The sequence below is a fragment of the Branchiibius hedensis genome (assembly GCF_900108585.1).
Taxonomy (GTDB): domain Bacteria; phylum Actinomycetota; class Actinomycetes; order Actinomycetales; family Dermatophilaceae; genus Branchiibius; species Branchiibius hedensis.
In genome coordinates this window covers 284776-310700 of the sequence record NZ_UESZ01000001.1, presented here as the reverse complement: position 1 = coordinate 310700, position 25925 = coordinate 284776, and the positions used below count along the sequence as shown (strand labels likewise).

General features: G+C 66.9%; 26 protein-coding genes. 13 read left to right on the top strand and 13 right to left on the bottom strand.

Annotated elements, in window-relative coordinates; translation table 11 throughout:
- Positions 1–29: 29 nt before the first annotated feature.
- From DR843_RS01615 to DR843_RS01605, 3 genes are all read right to left on the bottom strand, one after another.
- Entirely contained in the window at positions 30–830 is an 801-nt protein-coding gene (locus DR843_RS01615) for a carbohydrate ABC transporter permease (protein WP_109688309.1), read from the bottom strand.
- Between the two features lie 63 nt (positions 831–893).
- Positions 894–1847 carry a carbohydrate ABC transporter permease gene (locus DR843_RS01610; protein WP_425451530.1) on the bottom strand — a complete coding sequence of 318 codons (954 nt, stop codon included), beginning with the start codon at positions 1845–1847 and terminating at the stop codon, positions 894–896.
- A complete protein-coding gene (locus tag DR843_RS01605; RefSeq protein WP_109683799.1) occupies positions 1844–3145 on the bottom strand; it encodes an extracellular solute-binding protein in 1302 nt (433 codons plus the stop codon). Before DR843_RS01605 ends, DR843_RS01610 begins: the two co-directional genes overlap by 4 nt.
- A 75-nt stretch (positions 3146–3220) precedes the next feature.
- Here DR843_RS01605 and DR843_RS01600 point away from each other — a divergent pair, with 75 nt between their 5' ends.
- The 4 genes from DR843_RS01600 (at position 3221) to DR843_RS01585 (ending at position 8122) form a co-directional block, all read left to right on the top strand.
- The gene (locus tag DR843_RS01600) at positions 3221–4900 is read left to right on the top strand and encodes a fumarate hydratase (RefSeq protein ID WP_109683798.1); all 1680 of its coding nucleotides are present in this window, start codon (positions 3221–3223) and stop codon (positions 4898–4900) included.
- The gene (locus DR843_RS01595; RefSeq protein WP_109683797.1) at positions 4897–5520 is read left to right on the top strand and encodes a carbonic anhydrase; all 624 of its coding nucleotides are present in this window, start codon (positions 4897–4899) and stop codon (positions 5518–5520) included. The genes DR843_RS01600 and DR843_RS01595 overlap by 4 nt, the downstream gene beginning before the upstream one ends.
- Positions 5521–5592: 72 nt before the next feature.
- A complete protein-coding gene (locus tag DR843_RS01590) occupies positions 5593–7308 on the top strand; it encodes an APC family permease (protein WP_211310163.1) in 1716 nt (571 codons plus the stop codon).
- Positions 7309–7318: 10 nt separating this feature from the next.
- Positions 7319–8122, top strand: coding sequence for an MOSC domain-containing protein (locus DR843_RS01585; RefSeq protein ID WP_170119712.1), 804 nt, complete (start codon positions 7319–7321; stop codon positions 8120–8122).
- Here the strand turns inward: DR843_RS01585 and glmM are convergent.
- The 3 genes from glmM to rplM form a co-directional block, all read right to left on the bottom strand.
- Positions 8119–9465 (bottom strand): phosphoglucosamine mutase, encoded by a 1347-nt coding sequence (gene glmM / locus DR843_RS01580; protein WP_109683795.1) that lies wholly within the window; start codon positions 9463–9465, stop codon positions 8119–8121. The genes DR843_RS01585 and glmM overlap by 4 nt on opposite strands.
- 113 nt (positions 9466–9578) lie before the next feature.
- Positions 9579–10082: a 30S ribosomal protein S9 gene (gene rpsI / locus DR843_RS01575; RefSeq protein ID WP_109683794.1), complete on the bottom strand. Its 504-nt coding sequence runs from the start codon at positions 10080–10082 to the stop codon at positions 9579–9581.
- A gap of 39 nt (positions 10083–10121) precedes the next feature.
- Positions 10122–10571, bottom strand: coding sequence for a 50S ribosomal protein L13 (gene rplM, locus DR843_RS01570; RefSeq protein ID WP_109683793.1), 450 nt, complete (start codon positions 10569–10571; stop codon positions 10122–10124).
- 230 nt (positions 10572–10801) lie between these two features.
- Here rplM and DR843_RS01565 point away from each other — a divergent pair, with 230 nt between their 5' ends.
- Positions 10802–11347 carry an ArsR/SmtB family transcription factor gene (locus DR843_RS01565; RefSeq protein WP_109683792.1) on the top strand — a complete coding sequence of 182 codons (546 nt, stop codon included), beginning with the start codon at positions 10802–10804 and terminating at the stop codon, positions 11345–11347.
- 4 nt (positions 11348–11351) lie between these two features.
- Here the strand turns inward: DR843_RS01565 and DR843_RS01560 are convergent, their stop codons facing one another.
- The 4 genes from DR843_RS01560 to mshB are packed head-to-tail and all read right to left on the bottom strand — an operon-like array spanning position 11352 to position 15850.
- Positions 11352–12350, bottom strand: coding sequence for a hypothetical protein (locus DR843_RS01560; protein WP_109683791.1), 999 nt, complete (start codon positions 12348–12350; stop codon positions 11352–11354).
- Positions 12351–12372: 22 nt separating this feature from the next.
- The gene (locus tag DR843_RS01555; RefSeq protein WP_109683790.1) at positions 12373–14055 is read right to left on the bottom strand and encodes an ABC-F family ATP-binding cassette domain-containing protein; all 1683 of its coding nucleotides are present in this window, start codon (positions 14053–14055) and stop codon (positions 12373–12375) included.
- A gap of 39 nt (positions 14056–14094) precedes the next feature.
- Positions 14095–14859, bottom strand: coding sequence for a DinB family protein (locus DR843_RS01550; protein WP_109683789.1), 765 nt, complete (start codon positions 14857–14859; stop codon positions 14095–14097).
- Between the two features lie 40 nt (positions 14860–14899).
- A complete protein-coding gene (gene mshB, locus DR843_RS01545) occupies positions 14900–15850 on the bottom strand; it encodes an N-acetyl-1-D-myo-inositol-2-amino-2-deoxy-alpha-D-glucopyranoside deacetylase (RefSeq protein ID WP_211310162.1) in 951 nt (316 codons plus the stop codon).
- Between the two features lie 102 nt (positions 15851–15952).
- Here mshB and pcaH point away from each other — a divergent pair, with 102 nt between their 5' ends.
- Genes pcaH through DR843_RS01505 form a run of 8 tightly spaced genes read left to right on the top strand, consistent with a single transcriptional unit; the run spans position 15953 to position 22281 of the window.
- A complete protein-coding gene (gene pcaH / locus DR843_RS01540) occupies positions 15953–16747 on the top strand; it encodes a protocatechuate 3,4-dioxygenase subunit beta (protein ID WP_109683787.1) in 795 nt (264 codons plus the stop codon).
- Complete coding sequence (gene pcaG, locus DR843_RS01535; RefSeq protein WP_109683786.1) at positions 16740–17312, top strand: protocatechuate 3,4-dioxygenase subunit alpha; 573 nt, start codon at positions 16740–16742, stop codon at positions 17310–17312. The genes pcaH and pcaG overlap by 8 nt, the downstream gene beginning before the upstream one ends.
- 4 nt (positions 17313–17316) lie before the next feature.
- A complete protein-coding gene (locus DR843_RS01530; protein ID WP_109683785.1) occupies positions 17317–18534 on the top strand; it encodes a lyase family protein in 1218 nt (405 codons plus the stop codon).
- Positions 18531–19316, top strand: coding sequence for an alpha/beta fold hydrolase (locus DR843_RS01525; protein ID WP_109683784.1), 786 nt, complete (start codon positions 18531–18533; stop codon positions 19314–19316). Before DR843_RS01530 ends, DR843_RS01525 begins: the two co-directional genes overlap by 4 nt.
- Positions 19313–19723, top strand: a complete 411-nt coding sequence (gene pcaC / locus DR843_RS01520) for a 4-carboxymuconolactone decarboxylase (RefSeq protein ID WP_109683783.1) — start codon at positions 19313–19315, stop codon at positions 19721–19723. The genes DR843_RS01525 and pcaC overlap by 4 nt, the downstream gene beginning before the upstream one ends.
- Positions 19720–20922: a thiolase family protein gene (locus DR843_RS01515; protein ID WP_109683782.1), complete on the top strand. Its 1203-nt coding sequence runs from the start codon at positions 19720–19722 to the stop codon at positions 20920–20922. Before pcaC ends, DR843_RS01515 begins: the two co-directional genes overlap by 4 nt.
- A 4-nt stretch (positions 20923–20926) precedes the next feature.
- Positions 20927–21619 (top strand): 3-oxoacid CoA-transferase subunit A, encoded by a 693-nt coding sequence (locus DR843_RS01510; RefSeq protein ID WP_109683781.1) that lies wholly within the window; start codon positions 20927–20929, stop codon positions 21617–21619.
- Positions 21620–21621: 2 nt separating this feature from the next.
- Positions 21622–22281 carry a 3-oxoacid CoA-transferase subunit B gene (locus DR843_RS01505; protein WP_109688304.1) on the top strand — a complete coding sequence of 220 codons (660 nt, stop codon included), beginning with the start codon at positions 21622–21624 and terminating at the stop codon, positions 22279–22281.
- A gap of 13 nt (positions 22282–22294) precedes the next feature.
- Here DR843_RS01505 and DR843_RS01500 read toward each other — a convergent pair whose 3' ends face one another.
- From DR843_RS01500 to DR843_RS01490, 3 genes are read right to left on the bottom strand one after another with little or no spacing between them, the layout of a single operon-like run.
- Positions 22295–24148 carry a sugar phosphate isomerase/epimerase and 4-hydroxyphenylpyruvate domain-containing protein gene (locus DR843_RS01500; RefSeq protein WP_109683780.1) on the bottom strand — a complete coding sequence of 618 codons (1854 nt, stop codon included), beginning with the start codon at positions 24146–24148 and terminating at the stop codon, positions 22295–22297.
- A gap of 12 nt (positions 24149–24160) precedes the next feature.
- The gene (locus tag DR843_RS01495; protein ID WP_109683779.1) at positions 24161–24967 is read right to left on the bottom strand and encodes an IclR family transcriptional regulator domain-containing protein; all 807 of its coding nucleotides are present in this window, start codon (positions 24965–24967) and stop codon (positions 24161–24163) included.
- Positions 24968–25027: 60 nt separating this feature from the next.
- Entirely contained in the window at positions 25028–25909 is an 882-nt protein-coding gene (locus DR843_RS01490; RefSeq protein ID WP_109683778.1) for a shikimate dehydrogenase, read from the bottom strand.
- Positions 25910–25925 lie beyond the last annotated feature (16 nt).

Genomic DNA, 25925 nt, shown 5'->3' with positions numbered 1-25925 from the left:
GGGCGCTCCTAAGAGTCGGGATGGTCGGGTTAGCCCTTGACCGCACCGGAGGTGAGTCCGGTCACGATGCGACGCTGGAAGACCAGCACCAGGATGACTACGGGGATGGTGACGACGACGGCCGCCGCGCAGATCGCGCCCGTCGGTTGTTCGAACTGGCTTGCGCCGGTGAAGAAGGCCAGGGCCGCCGGCACCGTGCGCGCGTTGGACGAGGTCAGGTTGGAGGAGAAGACGAAGTCATTCCACGCGGTGAAGAAGGAGATGATCGCCGTGGTGAAGACACCCGGTGCGGCCAGCGGGACGATGACCTTGCGGAACGCCTGCCAACTGGTCGCACCATCCACCTGAGCCGCCTGCTCCATCTCCCACGGGATCTGCTGGAAGAACGCGGTCAGGGTCCAGATCGCCAACGGCAGGGTCAGCGCCAGGTACGGGATGATCAGACCGGGGATGGTGTCGAAGAGACCGATCTGCCGCCACAAGTTGAACAGCGGTGTCACCATCGCGATGACCGGGAAGAACGAGACCGCGAGTGCCGTACCCAGGATGAGCTTCTTGCCGGGGAAGTCCAGTCGCGCGATCGCGTAGGCGCAGAACGTCGCCAACACCACCGCGATCAGCGTGGAGATCACACAGACGATGATCGAGTGCCACAGCGCGGGGACGAACAGGTCCTTGGCGCCGCCGGTGAAGATCAGTGAGTAGTTGTCCCAGGTGGGCTCTTTCGGCCAGAAGTTGCCGAACGAGTTCTGCGTCGAATCACCCAGTGCTGCAGTTGATTTCAAGGACGTCGCGAAGATCCAGATCAACGGGATGATCGTCCACAGCATGATCGGGATGGAGACGGCGAACAGTCCCCACTTGGTGCGGTTCTCTCGTGATGAGGCCACGGGTCAGCTCCTTCCCGCCGTCAGATCGACCTTGAATCCCTTGATGAAGATCCCGGCGATGATCAGCACGAAGATGAACAGGATCACCGCGAGCGCCGAGCCCATCCCGATCTCCACCCGGTCGATGGTCTGCCGGGCGACCAGGATGGACAGCGTCGTGGTGTTGTTCGCACCGCCGGTCATGATGAACGGGTTGTCGTAGATCCGGAAGGCGTCCAGGGTCCGGAACAGCGCCGCCACCAGGATCGCGGCTTTCATGTTGGGCAGCACCACCCGGGTCATTCGCTGCCACCACGTCGCCCCGTCGACCTCGGCGGCTTCCTCCAGCGAGGAGTCCACGTTGGCCAAGCCGGCCAGGAGCAGCAGCGACACGAACGGGGTGGTCTTCCAGATCTCCGACAGACAGATGACGAAGATCGAGGACCACGTCCCGCCGAACCAGTCGTAGTTCAGATCCCACGCGCCGAACGTCAGGGTGTGCAGCCAGTGGTTGATGAAACCGGTGTCGACCTGCGCAGCGTACTTCCAGCTGAAGGCGGAGACGACGGTGATGATGGCGTACGGGATCAGCACGATCGTGCGCAACGTGCGCCGCGGGATGATCACCTTGTTCATCACCAGCGCGATCAGGAAACCGAAGATCAACTCGAAGAACAGCGTGATGACGGTGATGATCACCGTGACACCGACCGACTTCCAGAACAGCGAGTCACCGAACGCGGTGAGGTAGTTCTGCAGGAAGACGAACCGCCGACCGGAGGGGTCGGTGAGCCGGTAGTTGAACAGCGACAGGTAGACCGCGTAGCCGATCGGATACATGGTGACCAGGACCATGACCACGAACGCCGGCCCGGCCAGTTTCCAACCCAGGGATCGTTCGGCCTTGGCCCGGTCGGACAGCTGCGGCTTGTCCTCTCGTGCCTCGCTCCGGCTCGTGGGAGCCTCCACGGCGGTCACAAGAGCGCCTTTCCGTTCAGCACCTTCAGGATGAAATCCTGCGCCTTGGCCGGTGTTTGCTGGTTGACCGAACTCGGCGGACTGAACTGTTGCTGGATCCCGGAGGAGATGTCGCCGTAGTACTGCGACTGCGGCCGCGGCGCCGCTTGTTGCAGCGACTCCTGGATCAGATTGGCCATCGGGAACGCTTTCTTCACATTTGCCTCCTCGAAGACCGCCTTGCGGCTGGCGGGGTTACCGGTGCCGAGCATGTACGTCGTCTGGTTCTTCTCGTTGGAGATGCACGCGGCCGCCTGGTAGGCCAGATCCGGGTGCGCACTCTTCGCACCGACCCCCAACTCGATCCCCCCGAACGGTGGCCGGGAGGTCTCCCCGGCGACGGTCTGCGGGTACATCGTCCAGCCGATGTCGTTCAGGAACGGCACCTTGGCGCTGGTCAGTGCCGCGTAGGTGTACGGCCAGTTGACCAGGAAGCCGCTGGTGGTGGTGTTCTGGAAGAGGTTGAGCGCCTCGGTCTCGGTCGAGGACCCCATCGCCGGGCCGCCGACACCGGTCGAGGCGACCTGCTGAATGATCTTGGCCGCGTCGCGCCCGGCCTGACTGTCCAGCCCGAGCTTCAGATCGGTGTAGCGGGCGCCGGGGTTCTCCACGATTTTGCCGCCCGCTCCGGAGATCAGCGCATTGATCCAGACCATGTAACCCTCGTAGAGCGAGGCCTGAACCCCGATCTTGGTGTTGGTCTTCTGCGCGGCGGCGATCAGCTGGTCCCAGGTCACCGGTTTGCTCATGTCCAAGCCGGCCTTCGCAGCGACGCTCTTGCGGTACCACAGCAGCTGGGTGTTGGCCCAGAACGGCACCGCGACCAATTTGCCCTGCCACTTCGAGGCATCGATCGCCGATTGCACTCTGTCCTGGGTGAATTCGGCTTGCATCGACTGCGGCACCGGGGCGAGATAGCCCGCCTCGGCGAACTCGGCGACGAATACCGGGTCCATGCTCATCAGATCCATCGAAGCGTCGCCGGCGGCCAGCCGCCGCAACAGTTGGATCCGCTGGTCGCTGGCACTGTTGGGCAACTGCTGGATGGTGATCGTGTACTTGCCGTTCGACGCGGCAGTGCACTCCTTCGCCAACTGCGCCTGACCGCCCTTGGTGGGGTCCGAGCCGCCACCGTCGGGGTTGATGTACCAGGTGAGATTCGGCGTTCCCCCGCTCGCGGAGGAGCAGGCGGCGATTCCGGCAGATCCGACCAACGCAATCACGACGGCTGTGGCTTGCTGCTTGATCGTCCGGCGCATACCTCGTGCCTAACCGATCCCCGCTATCGGAGCCACCACAGCCTCACCCTCAGGGGTGTCGATAATCTGGAAGGTATGGCCGACTTCGCCTATGAGGACCTGCTGCCCGCTGGGACGGACGACACGTCGTACCGTCTGCTGACCACCGAGGGAGTGCGCACGGTTGACGGACCGGGCGGGCGCACCTTCCTGGAAGTCGACCCGGCCGTCCTGACCCTGCTGACGGACACGGCGATGCACGACATCGCGCACTACCTGCGGCCGGCGCACCTGGCCCAGCTGCGCTCGATCCTGGAGGATCCGCAGGCCAGCGCCAACGACAAGTTCGTGGCCACCGACCTGCTCAAGAACGCCAACATCGCCGCGGCCGGTGTGCTGCCGATGTGCCAGGACACGGGTACGGCGATCGTGATGGGCAAGAAGGGATCTCACGTTCTCGTCGAGGGGCAGCAGCCCGACGAAGAGGCCATCGCGCACGGCGTCTTCGACGCCTACACCCGGCTGAACCTGCGCTACTCGCAGATGGCGCCGATCACGACGTGGGAGGAGAAGAACACCGGGTCCAACCTGCCCGCGCAGATCGAGTTGTACGCCGATACCGCTGCCGGTCACGAGACGACCTACAAATTCCTCTTCATGGCCAAGGGTGGCGGGTCGGCCAACAAGTCCTACCTCTACCAGGAGACCAAGGCGATCCTGAATCCCGACGCGATGATGCGCTTCCTGGACGAGAAACTGCGCGCGATCGGAACGGCCGCGTGCCCGCCGTACCACCTGGCCATCGTCATCGGCGGCACCAGCGCCGAATTTGCTTTGAAGACAGCCAAATACGCCAGCGCGAAGTACCTCGACAACCTGCCCACCTCCGGGGACATGACCGCCCACGGGTTCCGGGACACCGAGTTGGAGCAGCAGGTCCTTGAGTTGACCCGCAATTTCGGGATCGGCGCGCAGTTCGGCGGCAAGTACTTCTGCCACGACGTGCGAGTGGTGCGGCTGCCCCGGCACGGTGCCTCCCTGCCGGTCGCCATCGCGGTCAGCTGCTCGGCGGACCGGCAGTGTCTGGGCAAGATCACCGCTGAAGGCGTCTTCATCGAAGAACTCGAACGTGACCCGGCCCGGTTCCTGCCCGACACCACGCACGAGGACCTGGAGGAGGCTGGTGACGTCGTGCAGATCGACCTCAACCAGCCGATGCCGGCGATCCTGGCTGAACTGTCGAAATACCCGGTCAAGACACGGCTTTCGCTGACCGGCCCGTTGATCGTGGCCCGGGACATCGCGCACGCCAAGATCAAGGAACGTCTGGACGCCGGCGAGCCCATGCCGCAGTACCTCAAGGATCACCCGGTCTACTACGCCGGCCCGGCCAAGACCCCCGACGGTTACGCCTCAGGCTCCTTCGGGCCGACCACCGCCGGACGGATGGACTCCTATGTGGACCAGTTCCAGGCTGCAGGTGGTTCGATGGTCATGTTGGCCAAGGGCAACCGGAGCAAACAGGTGACCGACGCGTGTGCGAAGCACGGCGGTTTCTATCTCGGCTCGATCGGTGGCCCGGCGGCCCGCCTGGCCAAGGACTGCATCAAGCACGTCGACGTCATCGAGTACCCGGAGTTGGGCATGGAAGCGATCTGGAAGATCGAGGTCGAGGATTTCCCGGCCTTCATCGTCGTCGATGACAAGGGTGAGGACTTCTTCGCCTCGGTCGCCAAGCCGGTCGCCTTCTCGATCTCGACCAGGCCCGGCCTGTGAGCCACCCGCTCACCCCGCAGTGGGCGTGGGACGAACTGGCCGCCGGCAACGCGCGGTTCGTCGCCAACAGTCCGCGACACCCCAACCAGGACGCGCAGCGACGACACATCCTGGAGGCCGGGCAGACCCCGTCAGCCATCTTCTTCGGCTGCGCGGATTCCCGGGTGGCCGCTGAGATCATCTTCGACCAGGGCCTGGGTGACCTGTTCGTGGTGCGCACCGCTGGACACGTCGTCGATAACGCGGTGCTGGGCTCGGTCGAGTTCGCGGTCGCCGTCCTGGGTGTGCCGTTGATCGTGGTCCTCGGCCACGATTCGTGTGGCGCGATCAAGGCCACTGCTGACGCGGTGCTGACCGGCGACGTGCCCACCGGCTACATCCGCGACATCGTCGAGCGAATCACCCCCAGCGTGATGACCGCCCGCAAGGACGGCGCCACCACCCTGGAGGAGTTGGAAGCCGAACACGTGCGCAACACCACGCAGTTGCTCACCGAGCGATCCGTGGTGGTGCACAACGCCATCGCCGCCGGCAAGCTGGCGATCGTGGGCGCGACGTACGACCTCGGCGGTGGCAAGGCCACCGTGGCCACCACGGTGGGTGAGGTCAGCACCACCTGACAGCCTGAATGCCGGCTGTGAGTTCCCCGCAACCGGTCGCCTACCGGCGCGCATCCGCTCTACCTTCTACCGGTGAGCACTACCCCTGATGCCGCACCGATCGGCTTCCCGGAGACCGCTGGTGACAAAGGCCTGAAGTCCGGCGCGGTCGGGCTGATCTCGACCATCGTCGTCGGCGTGGCCTCCACCGCCCCGGCCTACTCTCTCGCCGCGAGTCTGGGATTCGTCGTCGCCAGCGGCGGTGCCCTGTTGGCCGGGGTCAAGGCCCCGGCGATCATCCTGTTGGCGTTCGTTCCGATGTACTTCATCGCGGTCGCCTACCAGGAGCTCAACAAGGCCGAACCGGACTGCGGTACGTCGTTCACCTGGGCCTCACGGGCCTTCGGCCCCGCCGTTGGGTGGATGACCGGGTGGGGCATCATCGCCGCCGACGTCATCGTGATGGCCAACCTCGCGCAGATCGCCGGCTCGTATTCGTTCTCCTTCGCCAACACCCTCGGTCTGCACAACACGCTGTCTTCCAACACGTTCTGGTCAACGGTCGCCGGCATCATCTGGATCGCGGTGATGACCTACATCTGCTACCGCGGCATCGAGATCAGTGCCCGGATCCAGTACGGATTGCTGACCATCGAAGTGCTCGTGCTCTTCCTGTTTGCAGCGGTCGCGCTCTACAAGGTCTACTCCGGCCACGCCGAGTCGTATTCCCTTCACCCGCAATGGTCCTGGCTGTGGCCGGGGGGCCTCTCATTCACTGACGTCATCGCGCCCGCCCTGCTGACCGCGGTCTTCATCTACTGGGGTTGGGACTCCGCGGTGTCCATCAACGAGGAGACCGACGACCCCGCCACGACCCCCGGCCGGGCTGCGGTCCTGTCCACGCTGATCCTGCTGTTCACCTACGCCATCGTGACCGTCGCGGCGGTCGCCTTCGCCGGCACGGGCACCGAGGGGATCGGCCTGGGCAACGCCAAGAACGCCGAGGATGTCTTCACCGCCATCTCTCCGCAGCTGTTCGGTAACAGCGGCCTGGGGCACGTCGGTCAACTGCTGCTGGCGGCCTCGATCCTGACCTCGGCCTCCGCCTCGACCCAGACCACGATCCTGCCGACGGCGCGCACCGCGCTGTCGATGGCGGTCTACAAGGCGATCCCGGAGCGGTTCGCCCGGATCCACCCCAAGTACCTGACGCCCACCTGGTCGACGATCGGCATGGGCGTCATCTCGATCGTCTTCTACCTGCTGTTCACGCTGGTCAGCCAGAGCCTGTTGTCGGCGCTGATCGGCTCGATCGGTCTGATGATCGCCTTCTACTACGGGCTGACTGGCTTCGCGTGCACCTGGTTCTACCGGCGCAACCTGTTCACATCGCCGCGCAATTTCGTCATGCAGGGGCTCTTCCCGTTCCTGGGCGGGGCGATCCTGATCGGTGCGTTTTGCTATGCGATCAAGTCCTACATCGCTCCTGACTGGTTGCAGGACGACGACGGCAACAACATCACCATCTTCGGTCAGGGTGCGGTCGCCGTCGTGGGCATCGCGGCGCTGGCCCTCGGCATCGTGCTGATGATCGTGTGGTGGTCGATCAAATCGGACTTCTTCCGGCAGAAGACGCTGCCGCGCAAGGCTGCTCACGAGCTCGTCCTCGCCGGCATCCCGCACGACCCGGCTGGTGACGCCGAGATCCGACTGCCCGACGCCGGCCTGCCCGACATCCTGATCAGCGATGACCTGTCCAACCTGCCGCCCGGCCAACGAGCCGTCCGCCGCGAAGACCTCAACGACTAACCTAGGACCCGTGCAGGTCACAGCGCTCAACCTCCACCCGGTCAAGTCCACAGCCATCCGAAGGGTTGACTCGGCGTACGTCGGGCTAGCGGGTCTGCGCGGCGATCGGGAGTGGATGATCGTCGACGACGCGGGCGACATGGTCTCTGCGCGGGAGATCAACCAGCTCTTCACGATCGTCGCCGACACCCCGCAGACCGGGGGCACAGCGGACCTGACCTTGTCCGCCCCCGGCACCGAACCGCTCGAGATCTCCTTCCCGTACGCCGGCCGGCTGGCTCCCGCCCGCCTCTTCACCCGGCCGCACACCCAGGTGCGCTACGCCGGCCCGGCGGCCGATCGGTGGCTGGCTGGGGTCCTGGGCAGGGATGATCTGCACCTGGTGTGGTGTGAGGATCCGTTGCAGCGCTCCCTCAACCCGCAGTTCTCCCGACCGGAGGATCACGCGGTCTTCCAGGACGGCTACCCGGTGACGTTGGCGAGCACTACCTCAGCGGCACTGCTCAGCGACTGGGCAGGCAAAGACCTTGCGGTGCAACGATTCCGGGCTAACGTGGTGATCGACGGCAACGAGGCGTTCGTCGAGGACACGTGGACGTCGGTGCGCATCGGTGACGTGCCGTTCCGCGTCGCCAAGGCAGTGGATCGCTGTGTGATGACGACCATTGATCCGGTCAGCCTCGACCGCTCCAAGGAGCCGATCGCGACCTTGGCGAAACATCGTCGCTGGGACGGCAAAACCTGGTTCGCGATCCACCTGATCCCCGACGCCGAGGGCGAGATCCACGTCGGCGACGAAGTGACGCCCGCTTAGAGCGCCAACTCGGTGAGCACCACGGCCGCCAACCGCTGCGCGACATCCTCGGCGTGCTGCGCGGTCGCCGCTTCGACCATCACCCGCACGACCGGCTCGGTGCCGGATTTGCGCAGCAGCACCCGGCCGGTGCCGGCCAGCTCCTGCTCGATCGACACCACCGCTGCCTGCACGACGGCGTTGCTGTCGACGGCGTTCTTGTCAACGCCCGCGACGTTGATCAGGAACTGCGGCAGGCGGGTCATACACGCCGCGAGGTCGGCCAGGGACTTGCTGGTGCTGGCGATCCGGGCGGCCAGGGTCAGCCCGGTCAGCACGCCGTCACCGGTCGTCGCGTGATCGAGCATGATGACGTGGCCGGACTGCTCCCCGCCGAGGGAGAAATTGCCCGACTTCATCTCCTCCAGGACATAGCGGTCGCCGACCGCGGTCTGCAGGACGTTGACCCCTTCGCGCTGCATCGCCTGCAGCATGCCCAGATTGCTCATCACGGTGGCCACCAGCGTGTCGCCGCGCAGGACGCCGCGCTCCTTCAGGTCCAGCGCCAGGATGGCCATGATCTGGTCGCCGTCGACGACCTGACCGCTGGCGTCGACCGCGAGGCACCGGTCGGCATCTCCGTCGAAGGCCAGGCCGAGGTCCGCACCGACCTGCGCGACCATGACCCGCAGGTGGCCGAGGTGGGTCGAGCCGTACCCGTCGTTGATGTTCAACCCGTCCGGCTCGGCGCCGATCACGGTCACTCGCGCGCCGGCTCGGCGGAAGACCTCCGGGGCGACCTCACTGGCGGCGCCGTGAGCAGCGTCAAGGACGACGTGCAGCCCGTCCAATGCCGCGGGTACGGCGCCCAGCAGGTGCTCGACGTACCTCTCGCCGCCGCCGGGCAGGGTCTTGGCCCTCCCGACCGCGGCACCGGTCGGGCGCTGCCAGTCCGCCCGCAGGCTCGCCGCGATCGCGTCCTCGGTGGCGTCAGGCAGTTTGAATCCACCGCGGGAGAAGAATTTGATGCCGTTGTCGGGCATCGGGTTGTGTGAGGCGGAGATCATCACGCCCAGATCGACGTCCAGGTCGGCCGTCAGATAGGCGATCGCGGGGGTTGGTAGCACCCCGGCGTCGTAGACGTCGACGCCCGCGGAGGCCAGCCCGGCGATCGTGGCAGCGGCGAGGAACTCACCGGATGCTCGCGGGTCGCGGCCCACGACGGCCGACGGCCGGTGACCTGCGAACTCGCCCTTCTCCGCCAACACGTGCGCTGCGGCGACGGCCAGGTCGAGCGCGAGTTCCGCGGTGATGTCCCGGTTGGCGACACCCCGGACACCGTCGGTCCCGAACAATCTGCTCATTGGACCAAAACTAGCCGACGAGACCCGTTAGTCACGAAACGTCGGGCCGTTCGGCGCAGAAACAGCGAAGCCCGGACCCACCAGGAGTCCGGGCTTCGGTGAAGCAGCTGCGATCAGCGCTTGCTGTACTGCGGCGCCTTACGGGCCTTCTTCAGACCAGCCTTCTTGCGCTCCGGGACGCGCGCGTCACGGGTCAGCAGGCCGGCCTTCTTCAGGGCCGGACGGTTCAGTTCCTCGTCGACGCCGTTCAGCGAACGCGCGACGCCCAGACGGACGGCACCGGCCTGGCCGGAGGGGCCACCGCCGTGCACGCGGACCAGCACGTCGTACGCGCCGTCCAGCTCCAGGACCTTCAGCGGCTCGTTGACCAGCTGCTGGTGGACCTTGTTGGGGAAGTACTCCTCCAGGGTGCGGCCGTTGACCTTCCACTCACCGGTGCCCGGCACGATGCGGACGCGGGCAATGGCCTGCTTGCGGCGGCCGGTGGCGGCGCCGGGTGCAGAAGCGGTCGGACGCGGACGGTTCTCGTCCACGACCTCGGCGCCACTCTCGGTGGTGTATTCGGTCAACTGCGGCTCGTCGTCCTCCAGGACGTCGACCTCGGTGTAGTCAGCCACGATTCTCCTTCAATTCAAAGTGTGTAGAGGGGCGCGGCTTTACTGCGCGACCTGGGTGATCTCGAACGGGGTCGGCTGCTGCGCGGCGTGCGGGTGCTCCGGGCCGGCGTAGACCTTCAGCTTCTTGAGCTGGGCGCGACCGAGGGAGTTGTGCGGCAGCATCCCCTTGATGGCCTTCTCCACGGCGCCGGCCGGGTCCTTGGCCATCAGCTCGGTGTAGGAGGTGGTCTTCAGACCGCCCGGGAAACCGGAGTGGCGGTAGGCCTTCTTCTTCTCCAGCTTGGCACCGGTCAGCGCGACCTTGTCGGCGTTGACGATGATGACGAAGTCACCGGTGTCCGCGTTCGGGGCGAAGATCGGCTTGTGCTTGCCGCGCAGGAGGATGGCGGTCTGGCTGGCCAGACGGCCGAGGACGACGTCGGTGGCGTCGATGACGTGCCACGTGACGTTGTCCTGCAGGTCCGCCGGCTTGGGCGTGTAGGTACGCACTGTCGTTACCTTTTCCGTTGGTTCTTCTGGTGAAACGTGCTGCGGGCTTCTGCTCGAAGCCATCGCGCACAAGTCTGCGGGGCCCTGAAGCACCCGAGTCACCATTCTACGGAGACCCCGGTCGGTGCCCCAAATCGCGAGAGAACCGCGGCATTCCGCGGGATTGTTCCGCCTGACCGCTGCCGCGCGGCGCCTTTGCACAGAGATTATGCACAGATATTGTGCAATTCATGGCCGGTTCGGACTCCCCCTTACGAACTCTCGCGCACCCGTTGCGGTCACGGATCCTGGCCCACCTTCGCGTCCACGGCGAGGCCACGGCCACCGAGTTGGCGACGGCCCTCGACACGCACACCGGCGCGACCTCCTACCACCTTCGGCGGCTGGCGGACGCAGGACTGGTCTTCGACACCGGTCACGGTGACGGAAAGCGGCGGGTGTGGGGCGCCGTACGGGAACCAACGGTCGATGACGCTCCCCTCGACGAGGACGACGAGGCGGCGGCCCGGTGGTTGCAACACGACTACGTCGAGCACTTCGGTGAGCGCGCCGGGGCCTGGATCGAGGCGCAGGACGACTGGCCGCCCGCGTGGCGGGCCGACTGCGGACTGGTGGACCACGCGGTGCTGGTCACCCAGGAGCAACTGACGGCGTTGGCCGCCGAGCTGGGTGAGGTCTTCGAGCGTTACCGACGGGCCGGTGCGGGTACACCGGGGGCACGCCGGGTGGCGGGGTACTCCGCCTTGTTGCCGATCGACCCACCGCCTGCCCGCTGAGGTCTCAGTCCGAAACCCACTGCCACTCCGGATCGAACGATACGAACTGCTGGTGGAACTGCCGCTGCCAGGCCGCCACCGTCGCGGTGAAGTCGGCATCGGTCGCCCGGTGGAACTCTTCGGCGATCGAGCCGTGGGTGGCCACCAGCATGGCCCGGTAGTAGGCGAGCGCCTTGCTGGTCCCGAAGCGGTCGGCCAGGTACTGCACGAACATCCCGGCCCGGAAGTAGCCGTCGTCGGTGTCGTCGACCACCTCGGTGTCGGACGGCAGCCGCGCCGGGGGTTCTTTCTCCGGGCCGGTCGAAACCTCTTGATTGGCCGCCCATTCGGCGTACCCCTCGACCATCCACTCGGGTACCGACGGGTCGTCGAAATCCACGGGCAGAGTGTCCGCATGGAACACCTCGTGGTCCATCACGTGGGTGAAGTACTCGTCGTCGTCGAGGACCCGCCCGCCGTCGCTGAAGCGGTGCCCGGTGGGAATCACGATCCACGCCGCCTTCCCGTACGGCATGGTGATCCCGTCGGCGTCGGCGACATTCGAGTCCCCGGTCCACTTCTGCGCCGTGCTGTCGTCGGCGGCGGCGAGGATCAGGTACTTGTCCTTGGCGTGCTGCCCGCTGAGGGCTTCGATCCGCGGAATCGACTCGTCGGCGGCATCGGTCACCGTCGTCAGGACCGAGTCCGAGGTGTTGCCGACCGCCACGACTCGTCCGCTGATCCGATAGTGCAGGCCTTTGACCTCGGCCACCTCGAGGAAGACCCGGCTCAGCGTCAGCCGGTCGACGACCTCATCGGGCAGTCCCTGTCGCATCGAACCGTCGGTGCTCGTGGCGGCGGCCGACGGTGTCGCCGACGACGGCGCCGCACCGGCGGATGACGTCGGGGAACTGGTTGCAGCGACCGACGCGGTGGGAATCGCCGGCAGGGTGATGGTTGCGCCGCAGGCGGTCAGTGACATCGCGACCGCAGCGAGCGCCGCGGCCCCCGTGCGGCGTTTCATGGGCGAACTGTATCCCGGCGGCTCACCGGGCTCGCTCGACGCGCTTCTCGTCCCAGACCGGTTCGGGCGACTCGTAGACCCGGCCATCGGCACCGAAGACCAGGTAGCGGTCGAATCCCCTTGCGAACCAACGGTCGTGGGTGACCGCCACGACGGTCCCTTCGAACTGCTCCAGGCCCTCCTCCAGCGCCTCGGCCGATTGCAGATCGAGGTTGTCGGTGGGTTCGTCCAGCAGCAGCAGGGTCGCTCCGGACAACTCCAGCAGCAGGATCTGGAACCGTGCCTGCTGGCCGCCGGACAGGGAGCCGAACGTCTGCTCCGCGGCGTGCGCGAGCTCGTACCGGTCCAGCACCCGCGACGCCTGCTCGCGTGGCATCCCCGCGCGGTGCTCGTCACCGCGGTGCAGGATCTCCAGCAGCGTGCGGCCGACCAACTCGGGATGGGCGTGGGTCTGCGCGAACCAGCCCGGTCGCACTCGCGACCCCAGGCGCACTTTCCCTTGGTGCGCAACGGGATCCGGCGCCACGTCACCAACGGGTTGGTGCTCGATATCCGGGTCCGAGCCGCCCGCGGCCAGCAGACGCAGGAAGTGGCTCTTGCCCGAACCGTTGGATCCGAGGACGGCCACGCGCTCGCCGTACCAGATCTCCAGGTCGAACGGCTTCATCAGACCGGTGAGTTCGAGGCCCTCGGCGACCACGGCGCGTTTGGCGGTGCGGCCGCCCTTGAGGCGCATGGTCACCTTCTGCTCGAAGGGGACCGCCTGCGGCGGCCCGGCCTCCTCGAATTTGCGCAGCCGGGTCTGGGCGGCGTGGTAGCGCGGCGCCATCCCGTCGTTGTACGCCGCTTTGACCTTGAGCGTGTTGACCAGGGTCTTGAGCTTGGCGTGCTCCTCATCCCAGCGGCGCCGCAACTCCTCCAACCGCGCGTTCCGGTCGATCCGGGCCTGGTGGTACGTCGAGAATCGGCCCGGGTGCGTCCAGGCGACTGCGCCGGCGGCCTGCGGTTCGAGGGTGACGATGCGGGTCGCGACCTGCTCCAACAACTCCCGGTCGTGGCTGATCAGCAGCACGGTCTTGGGCGAGTCGTGCAGGGCCTGCTCCAACCAACGCTTGGTGGGCACGTCGAGGTAGTTGTCCGGCTCGTCCAGCAGCAGCACTTCCTCCGGGCCACGCAGCAAAGCCTCGAGCACCAGGCGTTTCTGCTCACCCCCCGACAGCGTGTGCAGATCACGGAATTGCGCTCTGTCATAAGGGATTGCGAGTGCAGCGACCGTGCAGACGTCCCACAGCGTCTCGTACTCGTAGCCGCCCACCTCGGCCCAGTCCGCGAGCGCCTGGGCGTAGGCCATCTGGGCCGGTTCGTCGTCGCGCTCCATGATGGCCATCTCGGCGGCGTCGACGGCTCGCGCGGCCTTAGCGATGGGCTCGGGCGCGACGCTGACCAAGAGATCGCGGACGGTCTGCTCCTGGCCCTGCTTGCCGACGAACTGCGACATGATACCCAGTCCGCCCGAGCGGGTGATCGCCCCCTCGTGAGCGTCGATCTCACCGGAGATGATCCGCAGCAGCGTGGTCTTACCCGTGCCGTTGGGGCCGACGAGCGCAACCTTCGCGCCTTCCCCGACCCGCAGGCTGACCCCGCCCAGCAACGGCCGCCCGTCCGGCAGGTAGTACTCCACGGTGTTGACATCGACGTGACCCACGATCGTCAAGCATGACTGACACAGGGGACGGCGCGCACCTCAGTTATCGAGTTGATCCAGGTCACGCACCGCAAACCGGTGGTGCCAGAACGTCTCATTGAGGATCACCCGCAGGCACTCGGCAACCTCCGGGTGCTCATCGGGCCAGTTCGGATTGGACGACAGCTTCGCGGGCTGACCCAGTTCATCGTCACGCAGCCCCTCGAGGTACGCCGTGAGCCTGCTGGCCGACGCGTCGTACAGCCCGCGCGCTTGGGCCCACGTGACGTCGGTGTCGGTGTCCCACGGCACGTCCGGATGCGGCGGCATCTGGTCCCACGGCAGATCCAACGGCTGCCATGGCGACGGGTCGCCGAGGATCGCGCGGTCCAGCCAACTGGTGATGGCGAAGCTGAGGTGACGCACGGTCTGGATGACCGACCACTCGCCGCCGATGTGCGCGTTCTGCTGTTGTTCCGACAACGCCGCGGCCCGAGCAAGCGTGGGCTGCCACGTGTGCTGTAACTGTCGCCACGCATCCCGATAGCCCTGGGCGGTGGTCGGTTTCAGCATCGCATGCTCGGGATAGCGCCGATCGAGCTCGGCGTCTATCAGCGGCGCCACCAGCACGCTGTTGATGATCAGCCCGTCGATATCACCCCAGATCTGGGCCCGCTCGAAGCTGACGCCGTTGAACCTCGTCCCCGACAGATCGACCTCGCGGAACTGGGCGTCGTTGAAGTAGACGTTGTCCAGGTTGCTGCCGCTCAGGCGCACCCGGGTGAAGCGCGACGTACTCAGATCTTCGTCTTGAAAATCGACCATGAGCCGACCGTAGGACTCATTGCGGACGGATCGTTGCCGGTTAATCGATCGATAGCCCCGCGAAGATGTCGGTTGCTCCAGCAGGCGGCGGCGCTCCACCGGCCAGCCGGTAACACTCCTGCCACAGCAGACCCGGCGGCGAGCCCTCGAGGGCGAAGAAGAACTCGTCCGGCTTGATCTGGCTGCGGTGCGCCCGCAACGCCGCGAATCGTTGGGCGGCAACGGGATAGCCATCGACCCGGACCGCGATGTCGTCGTCGGCGACACACATCGGCGGTCGCTGCCCGGAGTCGAGGTCGAAGTCCGCGAAGAAGTCTTCGCCGCGATCCTCCCCCGCCTCGATCGCTGCCTGGCGCTCGGCTTGCGCGCCCGCGATCATCGTCCGCATCTGGCTCTCGGAGTAGGCCGGCCAGAGCACCCGCTGCACCTGCCACGGCTCGCCCAGATCCGGACGGTAACTGGGCACGGCGGCCAGCGCGATGGCGTAGGTAGCGACCCGGTGCGCCTGGATGTGATCGGGGTGGCCGTAGAAGCCGAACTCGTCATAGGTGATCAACACCTGGGGACGGCGGTCCCGGATCAGCGGCACCAGCGCGTTGGCCGCCTCCAGCAGGTCGGCGCGCCAGAATGACGCCTCGTCGGCATCCGGCGGCGGAGCGGCCATCCCGTCCGGACCGAACACCATGCCCGTGTCGTGCCAGCGGCCGTCACCGCCGAGCCGGACGAAATCGGTCACACCGAGGGCGGCCATCGCCTCGGTGAGTTCGACGACGCGGACCTGCGCCAGCGCGTTCTCCTGGTCGTGCGACAAGTGCGCGAGTTCCGGGAGCACGATGTCGCCCCGCTCGCCCAACGTGCAGGTGACGAGGGTGACGCCCGCCCCTTGATCGGCGTACGTCGCGATGGTCGCCCCGGTCGTGCTGCTCTCGTCGTCGGGGTGGGCGTGCACCAGCATCAGGCGGCGGTCGGGCGGGGCAACAGGTCGGCTCACCCGCACCACCGTAGGCCTTGTCACGAAATGTTCGCTGAGCGAACACTTGTGCATTATGCGAACTAGTGACTAAGGTCTCATTCGGGAGCTAAGGAGTTGGACATGAGCGAACTGACCATCGAGACCGCGGATGCCGAGGGCGCCCTCGCCTCACAATCGGCGATCAGCCGGGAGATCGAGGCGATCCAGACCACGGACGCGTCGGCCGATCCGCTGCTGCAACCCCGGGTGGACTTCCCGCCGTACCGCAGCTCGCTGTTGCGCCACCCGACGAAGGCGGCCTGGCACGCCGACCCCGAGGAGCTCGAATTGCTGGCTCCGGTCTTCGGGCAGCGCGACGTCGATCCCCTGGAGGCCGACCTGACCCTGGCCGGCACGGGTGAGCCGATCGGCGAGCGGATCCGGATCTCCGGCCGCATCGTCGATGGCGACGGCCGCCCGGTGCGCCGACAACTGGTCGAGATCTGGCAGGCCAACGCGGCGGGCCGGTATGTGCACAAGCGTGACCAGCACCCTGCCCCCCTGGACCCGAACTTCACCGGAGCCGGTCGCACCCTGACCGATGATGACGGCAACTACGAATTCACCACGATCAAGCCAGGTCCCTACCCATGGGGCAACCACCGCAACGCCTGGCGCCCCGCCCACGTGCACTTCTCGCTGTTCGGCACTGAGTTCACCCAGCGGATGATCACCCAGATGTACTTCCCCGGCGACCCACTCTTCCCACTCGACCCGATCCTGCAGTCGATCACCAACCCGGCGGCTCGCGAGCGACTGGTCGCCAGCTACGACCACGATCTGTCCGAGCACGAGTGGATCCTGGGCTATCGGTGGGACATTGTGTTGACCGGCACGCACGCCACCCGGATGGAGCAGGAGCACGACGATGCCTGAGTTGACCCCAACCCCCGGACAGACCATCGGTCCGTTCTTCCACTACGGATTGCCCTGGGAGACAGGACATCTCATCGCCTCGGTTGGAACGCCCGGTGCAATCAGACTGCACGGGCGGGTCCTCGACGGCAACGGCGACGGCCTGCAGGACGCGCTGGTCGAGATCTGGCAGGCCGACGCCGACGGTCGCATCCCGCAGCAGCAAGGTTCGCTGCGCCGCGATCGGGACGAATTCACCTTCACCGGATTCGGCCGGACTGCCACCCGCCGCGACGGCTACTTCACCTTCTCGACGCTCACCCCCGGGCCGACCAGGGACGGCGCTGCACCCTTCTTCGCGGTGACCGTCTTCGCCCGCGGCCTGCTCAACCGGTTGTTCACCCGTGCCTACGTGCCCGGCGACGACACCGCGTTGGCCAACGACGCGTTGCTGAGTTCTGTTGACCCCGAGCGTCGTTCGACTTTGCTGTGTGTGCAGGAGGACGAGCGGACGCTGCGCTTCGACATCCGCTTGCAGGGCGAGGACGAGACCGTCTTCCTGAGCTACCCGCGCCATCAGGACTGATCCCATGCTGCTGACCCCGGGCGCCGATCGCGCCGACGGCCTGACCGATGACACCGCGGTGCTCTCGGCGATGCTGTCGGTCGAATCTGCGTGGGCCGGGGTGCTCGGCGACCTCGGCGTGCTCACCGCGCAGCAGGCGCAGGTGGTCGCCGACGCGTGCAACCCCAGCAGGTACGACGTGTCGCAACTAGCCGCCAACGTCGAGTCCGGCGGTAACCCGGCCATCCCGGTCGTGGCCGCACTACGGGCCCAGGTTGCCGAAAGCGATTCAGCGACGGCAGCTTTGGTGCACAAGGGACTCACCAGCCAGGACGTCATCGACACCGCCGTGATGCTGATCGCGCGGGACTGCGCCGCGCAGCTGCAGCGCAGTCTGCTGGCGGCCGCCGATGCCGTTGCTGACCTGGCGCAGCGCGAACGCGGCACCGTCATGACCGCGCGCACCCTCGGTCAGCCGGCGGTCCCCACGACGTTCGGCGCGAAGGCGGCGGGTTGGTTGCGTGGGCTGGATGATGCCCTGCGCGCTGTGTCCGCGCTGAACTTCCCGGTCCAGTGCGGTGGCGCGGCCGGCACGTTGTCACTGCTGGAGACGCTGGCCCCCGGGCTGGCTGCCACCGCACCCGGTCTCCTGGCCGATCGGTTGGGCCTGACTGAGCCGTTGGGTCCCTGGCATACCGACCGCTCCCCCGTCACCGCCCTCGGCGATGGCCTGACCCGCGCGTCGGACATCCTCGGCAAGATCGCCGGCGACATCGTCCTGGCCGCCCGCCCGGAGATCGGTGAGTTGTCCGAGCCGCAGGCGACCGGTCGCGGCGGATCCTCGACGATGCCGCAGAAGCACAACCCGGTGTTGTCGGTGCTGGTCCGCTCCGCCGCGCTGCAGGCGCCGCACCTGTCGGCATCGCTGCACACCAGCGCCGCCCTGGCCGCCGACGAACGCCCCGACGGTGCGTGGCATGCGGAGTGGCAGCCCGTGATGTCGCTGCTGACCCTCGTGCCGACCGCAGCCAGTCAGGCGGCAGAGGTCCTCAGCGGCCTGGAGGTGCACCGCGAGGCCATGCAAGCCAACGTCGATGCGGCAATGCCCGCACTGGTCGCCGAACGACGGTCGGTGCGCCCCGACGAATCGGTCTCTGCCGCGGACTATCTGGGGGTTGTGCCTGCGTTGATCGATCGCACGTTGGACGCACACGCCACGTTGCGCAAGGAGCTGGATTCGTGAAGCAACCCACTGTGTCCCTCCTGCGCGACGATGGCCCGCAAGCCGTCCTGCTGATCGTCGGCCCCTCTCTGGGCACCGCAGTCACCCCGCTGTGGGACGCCTGCGCACGCGCCCTGGCCGGGCCGGTCACCGTCGTCGGCTGGGACCTTCCCGGGCACGGCCGAAGCGTCCCTGATCCGGATCCGTTCACGATCGCCGACCTGGCAACAGTCGTGTGGAGCGCGACCAGTGCTGTGCGCGAGGAACATTCGGCGGCGCCGTACTACGCGGGTGTTTCGCTCGGCGGCACCGTCGGACTGCAGCTGGCCATCGATCACGGCACGGAACTCGCCGGTGTCGCGCCGGTGTGCTCCGGCGCCAAGATCGGTACGCCCGAAGGCTGGCACGACCGCGCCACTCTGGTCCGACGCGCGGGCACCCCGGTCATGGTGAGCGGTTCGGCGCAGCGCTGGTTCGCGTCCGGCTTCCTCGAGCGTGACCCTGGCACCGGGACCACCCTGCTGAACGGCTTACAACACACTGACAAAGAGTCCTACGCCGCGTGCTGCGAGGCGTTGGCCGCGTTCGACGCACGAAACAGTCTGTCGGACATACGGATCCCGGTCCTGGCCGTCGCCGGAGACCATGACGAGGTGACCCCGTTGTCGTTCGCCGAGGAGATCGCAGCCGGCACCAACGGTCAGGCGGCGCTGATCACCGGCGCCGCCCATCTGGCACCGGCCGAGCAGCCTGCTGCCGTTGCGGCGCTGCTCGACACCTTCCTGACCAAGGAGATCCGATGAGACCCGACCGCACCGAATCCGACGCCACCAGTGAGGGTTTGGCCGTCCGTCGCGCGGTGTTGTCCGACGCCCACGTCGATCGAGCGCAAGCAGCCACCACGGCGTTCACCGAGCCCTTCCAGGACCTGATCACGCGCTACGCCTGGGGTGAGATCTGGACCCGGCCGGGCCTGGACCGACCGACCCGCAGCGCCATCACCCTGACCGCGTTGATCGCCCGGGACCATTGGGACGAGTTCGCGATGCACGTGCGCGCCGCGCGCCGGAACGGGATGAGCGTCGAGCAGATCCAGGAAGTACTGCTGCAGGCTGCGATCTACCTGGGGGTACCCAGCGCCAACCACGCGTTCGCGATCGCCGAACGCGAGATCGCCGCATTTGATGAGCAAGAGGGAGCCGGAGAATGAATCAGTCAGCGTTCGTCTATGACGGGGTGCGTACGCCGTTCGGCCGGTTCGGCGGCGCCCTCGCCGGGGTGCGTCCCGACGACCTGGCCGCAACGGTGGTCCGGTCGATCGTCGAACGGACACCGGCGCTGGGTGCCGACCCGAGCGTCATCGACGAGGTGATCTTCGGCAACGCCAACGGAGCCGGCGAGGAGAACCGCAACGTCGCTCGCATGGCCACCCTGCTTGCCGGCCTGCCCACGAGCCTTCCCGGCACCACGGTGAACCGGCTGTGCGGCTCGAGCCTCGACGCCGCGATGATTGCCTCTCGTCAGATCGAGACCGGTGATGCTGAGGTGATCCTGGTCGGCGGGGTGGAATCGATGACCCGGGCGCCGTGGGTGCTACCGAAGACCGAAAAGCCCTATCCGGCAGGTAATCTGCAGCTTTCGTCCACCACCCTGGGCTGGCGACTGGTCAATCCCGCGATGCCGGCGGAATGGACCGTGTCGCTGGGTGAAGCCACGGAGCTGCTGCGCGAGAAGTACGACATCAGCCGCGAACGACAGGACGAGTTCGCCGCGCGTTCCCACCAGCTGGCTGACGCGGCGTGGCGCGATGGCTTCTACGACGACCTAGTCGTCGCCGTCGACGGAGTGGAGTTGGCTCGCGATGAGTCGATCCGCCCGGAGACCACCCCGCAGACCCTCGCCAGGTTGCGCACGTCGTTCCGCAAGACCGACGGCACCGTCACCGCCGGCAACGCATCACCGCTCAACGACGGCGCTTCCGCCCTGCTGGTGGCGTCCGAAGCCGCCGGCGAGCGACTGGGTCGCGCCCCCCTTGCCCGCATCGCCGGGCGCGGCGCGGCTGCGGGCGACCCGCGGTACTTCGGGTATGCGCCGGTCGAGGCCGCCGAGCGGGCCCTGCGCCAGGCCGGCATCTCCTGGTCCGACGTCGGCGCGGTCGAGCTCAATGAAGCCTTCGCCGCGCAGTCGCTGGCGTGCCTTGACGCCTGGCAGATCGATCCGCAGATCGTCAACGCCCATGGTGGCGCCATCGCCATCGGGCACCCGCTGGGTGCCTCCGGCGGCCGGATCCTGGCCACGTTGGCCAAGCAACTGCGACACAGCGGGCAGCGCTGGGGCGTGGCCGCCATCTGTATCGGCGTCGGCCAGGGGTTGGCCGTCGTCCTCGAGAACACCACGCAAGGGGCCTGAGGCCATGGTCGAAGTCACCCAGAGCGCTGCGGCAGCGGTAGCCGACATCCCGGACGGCGCCACCATCCTGGTCGGCGGGTTCGGCACGGCCGGGCAACCGGTCGAACTCATCGAGGCACTCGTCGACAGCGGCGCCACCGATCTGACGATCGTCAACAACAACGCAGGCAACGGCGACGTCGGACTCGCCGCGTTGATCGGTGCCGGCCGGGTCCGCAAGATCATCTGCTCCTTCCCCCGGCAGAGCGACAGCCACCAGTTCGACGCGAAGTACCGCGCCGGCGAGATCGAACTCGAGCTGGTGCCGCAGGGCAACCTGGCCGAGCGGATCCGTGCCGCCGGTGCCGGGATCGGGGCCTTCTTCACCCCCACCGGGTACGGCACGCCGATCGCCGAGGGCAAGGAAACCCGCGAGATCGACGGGAAGCATTACGTGTTGGAGTACCCGATCCGCGGCGACTTCGCGTTGATCAAGGGCCACACCGCTGACCAGGTGGGAAACCTGGTCTACCGCAAGACCGCTCGCAACTTCGGACCGATCATGGCCGCCGCTGCCGACCGGACGATCGCGCAGGTGCACCAGGTCGTGCCGGTGGGCGACATCGACCCGGAGAACGTCATCACCCCCGGCCTGTATGTCGACCAGGTGGTCGTCATCCCGCAGGCCGCCGTACCCGATCAGGAGCAGGGACAGTGACCATGACCACCGACGCCACGAGCACACCCAGCCGGCTGGACAAACATGCGCTGGCCAAGCTGATCGCTGCCGACATCCCGGCCGGCGCCTACGTCAACCTGGGGATCGGCCAGCCCACGCTGGTCTCGAACTACCTCGACCCGGCCAGTGGGGTCACCCTGCACACCGAGAACGGCATGCTGGGGATGGGTCCGGAGGCCACCGGCGATCAGGTCGATCTCGACCTGATCAACGCCGGGAAGATCCCAGTCACCGAGTTGCCGGGTGCCTCCTACTTCCACCACGCCGATTCCTTCGCGATGATGCGCGGCGGTCACCTCGACATCTGCGTGCTGGGCGCCTACCAGGTGTCGGTCACCGGGGACCTTGCCAACTGGCACACCGGAGCCCCCGACGCCATCCCCGCAGTGGGCGGCGCGATGGACCTGGCCATCGGCGCCAAGGACACCTTCGTCATGATGAATCTGCTGACCCGACAGGGCGATTCGAAACTGGTGGAGACCTGCAGCTATCCGCTGACCGGCGTTGCCTGTGTCAGCCGCATCTACACCGACCTGGCGGTGTTCCTGATCGAGCAGGACGGCGTGGTCGTGCGGGAGACGTTCGGCATCGGCTTCGATGAGTTGGCCGACCTGGTGAAGGTTCCGCTGCGCCAGGGCTGATCGCCCCCACGCGTCAGAGCTCGATGTCGCGCTGCGCCGCCAGGCGCACGGGAGTTCCGGCGGCGCCATACCCGTCGTACCCCCCACTGCGCTGGACCAGTTCGACGTAGAACGCCCCGGCGATCCGGTCGGTGTAGACGTGCAGCAGCTCACCGCCGCTCTCGTCCCGGTCGTACATCACGCCCGCCTCGCGCCACTGCGCCAATTGCTCCTCTGGTAGGTCGAACCGAGCGTCCAGATCCACGTAATAGTTGGCCGGCACCGCGAGCAGAGGTACGCCGGCCGCCCGCATCGCGGTGGACGCCGCGAGAACGTCGGAGCAACCGAACGCGAGTTGGTTCAGCCCACGGCGCGGAGCCGCGAAGTGCCCTTCGGTAACGTTGAGTACGACGCGCGCCGAGCTTGCGTCGGAGTGCATCACCCGGCTGCGCAACCGTCCGCGAGGGTCGATGAACTCCGAAACGTCACCGGGCAGCAACCCGAAAAGGGTCCGGTAGAAGGAGATCTCGGCCTCACTGACGTCGAACGCGACGGGGTATCCGAGATGATCCAACGCGGACCACGCACCCTCGCCGGCCGGTCGCGGAATCCGCTCCGGCACGAAGTCCAGGCGCCAGTCCTCGCGGGTGCCGGGTTGTCCGGAAACGAAGTAGTGGATTCCGGCCGGACTGTCGACACCGGCCAGCGGTGCTTCGCCTTCGCCCCGGCGAAGCGGCAGGGCGGGCCACAAGAGGGCTTCCCGGCGCCCGGTGAACCCGCTGACGTCGTCGACCTGCAGACCCACGCCAGTCACGGTCGGCCGGGGTTGGTCCGCTACCCACCGATCAGTGTCAGGAGTCGACTCATTGGTGAGCAGGTTGGCTCCGCCGTTCGCCCACCACGTCACCGGCTTGCTGCGGTGCCGCCCGGCGACTCGGAAGCCTGCCGCCGTCAGCAGGACATCGAGTTGCGCTGGCTCTGTGGCGATTTCGATGAACCCGACCTCTGGATCAGAGGGCACCGGTGGTGGATCGAAGAGGCCGATGCGTGGTCGGGCGACACCGGCGGCGGCCCAGTGCCGACGCAATTCCTCCTCCAGATGTAACAGGGAACGCTTGGCGTCCAGCGCGGTGATCGAGGCATCGGCCTCCCGGATCACGTCGCTGAAGACTTCCAAGGACAGCGGGCCGCGGTAGCCGACCTCGAAGACCTTGGCGACCAGCGGCGCGAGATCGAAGCCACCTTGCCCGGGGAAGACCCGGTGGTGGCGACTCCACTGCAGCACATCCATTCCGAGCACCGGGGCGTCGGCCACCTGCAGGAAGCCGATCTGGTCACCAGGAATGTGTTCGAGTGCTTCTGCTCCGTCACCGCGGGCGAGCATGTGGAAGGTGTCCACCGCAACGGTGACCGCAGGGTGGTCGGCCCGTTGCACGATGTCCCATGCCTGGCCGATCCGGCTGACGTGTCGCCCCCAGGCAAGCGCCTCGAACGCGATGCGGCAGCCCTGGTCGGCGGCAAGTTCACCCAGTCGGTGCAACTGCTCGGCGGACAGATCGGGATCGTCGATCGCCCCCGGCAACGTGTTGGAGCAGGCCAGCAGGGTCGTGACGCCCAGATCGCGCATCACCGTCAGCTTCACCCGCAGCCTGTGCTCCACCGCGGCGAATGCTTGCGGTGCAACGCCTTCCACGTCGCGGACCGGCTGGAACAAGTCAATGCTCAACCCCAGTTCCGCGCATCGATCCGCGACCTGGGCCGGTGAGAGTGGGCTGGAGATCAGATCCTGGTCGAAGATCTCGATCCCGTCGAATTTTGCGGCAGCGATGGCCGAGAGCTTGTCCGCCAGCCCCCCGCTGACGGAAACGGTCGCGATCGACTGATGCATCGGCGTACCCGCTCAGAGTCCGGCGAGCCGGACGTCGTCGCTGATGGCCGTCGCAGCCCTCAACAGTGCGGGCAGGAACTGCTCGGTGCGCAGTTGCTCGGCATTGCCCGCCCTGGTCGACACGTTCACGGCCGCAATGACCCGCCCGTCCGAGCCCCGGATCGGTGCCGCCAAGGAAACCAGGCCGATCTCGAGTTGCTGATCGTTGAGGCTGTAGCCGCTCTCTCGCACCCCGGCGAGTTCCTTCTCCAGTTGGCTGCGGCTGGTCACGGTCTGTGGCGTGAGCGGTACGAGATCGGTGCGGGCCAGTACCTCGTCCAACTCTTGGGGGTCGAGGTCGGCCAACAACACCTGGCCCATCGAGGTGGCGTACGCCGGGAACCGGGTGCCGACCGTGATGGCGACGGTCATGATCCGTTTCAACGCAACCCGCGCGACGTAGACGATGTCCGAGCCGTCCAACACTGCAACAGAGGAAGATTCACCAACCTGATCGGAGAGTTCCTGCAGATGGGGCTGGGCGATCTCGGGCAACTGCAGGGACGACAGATAGGCATGACCCAGATTCAGCACCTGCGGGGTGAGCCGGAACAACCGGCCGTCCGTGCGCATGTAACCCAGGTCGATCAACGTCAGCAGGAAGCGCCGCGCAGTGGCCCGGGTCAGCCCCGTACTTCGGGCGACATCGCTCAGGGTCTGCTCCGGGTGCGCCGCGTCGAACGCTTGGATCACTGCCAGCCCCTTGGCCAGACTCTGCACCCGGCCGTCACGCTCCACTGCCGGTGCGTCGGTGTCATCAACGGTCACGAGTGCCCCCATGTGCGCATAACGTACGAATGTTCGTATCTCGCACCATCGTATCGGTCCGGTGTGGATTCGTCAGTGCGCCGCGGACTCCGCGTCCACCAGCGCCAGAAAATGCGCCCGCATACGGACCCGGTCAGCCGTGACCCCGGTGATCAGCCCGAACGCGTCAACCGCCTGTCCCACTGCCATGTTGCCACCGTCCAGCACCCGGCAACCGGCTGCTTCGGCGGCGACGATCAGCGGCGTGCGCACCGGCCGATACACGATGTCGCCCACCCACAACCGGGCATCCAGCAGGGCCGCATCCACCGGAATTCCGGGGTGATGGTGCATCCCGACCGGGGTGGCGTTGACCAAACCGGTGGCCCTGGTCAGCCGGACTGGCAACTCGTCGATCCCGCCACCGTGCACCCGCGCACCCGGGAAGTACGCCGCCAGGTGGTTCGCGCGCTCGGTCGCCCGGTCGGCGTCGAGGTCCAGGATGTCGAGGCGCTCGGCGCCTGCTTCGAGGATGGCGTAGGCCACGGCCGATCCGGCGCCGCCAGAACCCATCAGTACCACGCGGGTCAGATCGGCACCGGGCAGACCGGTGGCCAGACCCGAGGCGAAGCCCGAACGATCGGTGTTGTGCCCGATGAGCCGACCATCCTGCACCAGAACGGTATTCACTGCCTCAAGACGTTGGGCGTCCTCGGCGATCTCGTCCAGATGGGCGATCGCCAACTGCTTGCACGGGAAGGTGATGTTGAAAGCGTTGTAGCCCAGCCCGACTGCCTCGTGCAGGATGTCTCCCACCTGCTCAGGACGCCGGCCCATCATCGCCAGGTCCAGCGGGCGGTAGAGGTAGCGCAACCCGTGCGCGTCGGCCTCGTGCTCGTGCATCGGCGGGGTCAGCGACGGCAGGACGCCATCACCGATCAACCCGACCAGGTAGGACTGCGCAGTCGTGCTCATCTCGTTGCCTCCACGG

Excerpts from the sequence above, each read along its gene's own strand:
- DR843_RS01615 (WP_109688309.1), bottom strand. The coding sequence starts at position 830 with ATGCTGTGGACGATCATCCCGTTGATCTGGATCTTCGCGACGTCCTTG.
- DR843_RS01605 (WP_109683799.1), bottom strand. The coding sequence starts at position 3,145 with ATGCGCCGGACGATCAAGCAGCAAGCCACAGCCGTCGTGATTGCGTTG.
- DR843_RS01600 (WP_109683798.1), top strand. The coding sequence starts at position 3,221 with ATGGCCGACTTCGCCTATGAGGACCTGCTGCCCGCTGGGACGGACGAC.
- glmM (WP_109683795.1), bottom strand. The coding sequence starts at position 9,465 with ATGAGCAGATTGTTCGGGACCGACGGTGTCCGGGGTGTCGCCAACCGG.
- DR843_RS01565 (WP_109683792.1), top strand. The coding sequence starts at position 10,802 with ATGGCCGGTTCGGACTCCCCCTTACGAACTCTCGCGCACCCGTTGCGG.
- DR843_RS01560 (WP_109683791.1), bottom strand. The coding sequence starts at position 12,350 with ATGAAACGCCGCACGGGGGCCGCGGCGCTCGCTGCGGTCGCGATGTCA.
- DR843_RS01550 (WP_109683789.1), bottom strand. The coding sequence starts at position 14,859 with ATGGTCGATTTTCAAGACGAAGATCTGAGTACGTCGCGCTTCACCCGG.
- pcaH (WP_109683787.1), top strand. The coding sequence starts at position 15,953 with ATGAGCGAACTGACCATCGAGACCGCGGATGCCGAGGGCGCCCTCGCC.
- pcaG (WP_109683786.1), top strand. The coding sequence starts at position 16,740 with ATGCCTGAGTTGACCCCAACCCCCGGACAGACCATCGGTCCGTTCTTC.
- DR843_RS01530 (WP_109683785.1), top strand. The coding sequence starts at position 17,317 with ATGCTGCTGACCCCGGGCGCCGATCGCGCCGACGGCCTGACCGATGAC.
- pcaC (WP_109683783.1), top strand. The coding sequence starts at position 19,313 with ATGAGACCCGACCGCACCGAATCCGACGCCACCAGTGAGGGTTTGGCC.
- DR843_RS01515 (WP_109683782.1), top strand. The coding sequence starts at position 19,720 with ATGAATCAGTCAGCGTTCGTCTATGACGGGGTGCGTACGCCGTTCGGC.
- DR843_RS01510 (WP_109683781.1), top strand. The coding sequence starts at position 20,927 with ATGGTCGAAGTCACCCAGAGCGCTGCGGCAGCGGTAGCCGACATCCCG.
- DR843_RS01505 (WP_109688304.1), top strand. The coding sequence starts at position 21,622 with ATGACCACCGACGCCACGAGCACACCCAGCCGGCTGGACAAACATGCG.
- DR843_RS01500 (WP_109683780.1), bottom strand. The coding sequence starts at position 24,148 with ATGCATCAGTCGATCGCGACCGTTTCCGTCAGCGGGGGGCTGGCGGAC.
- DR843_RS01495 (WP_109683779.1), bottom strand. The coding sequence starts at position 24,967 with ATGGGGGCACTCGTGACCGTTGATGACACCGACGCACCGGCAGTGGAG.
- DR843_RS01490 (WP_109683778.1), bottom strand. The coding sequence starts at position 25,909 with ATGAGCACGACTGCGCAGTCCTACCTGGTCGGGTTGATCGGTGATGGC.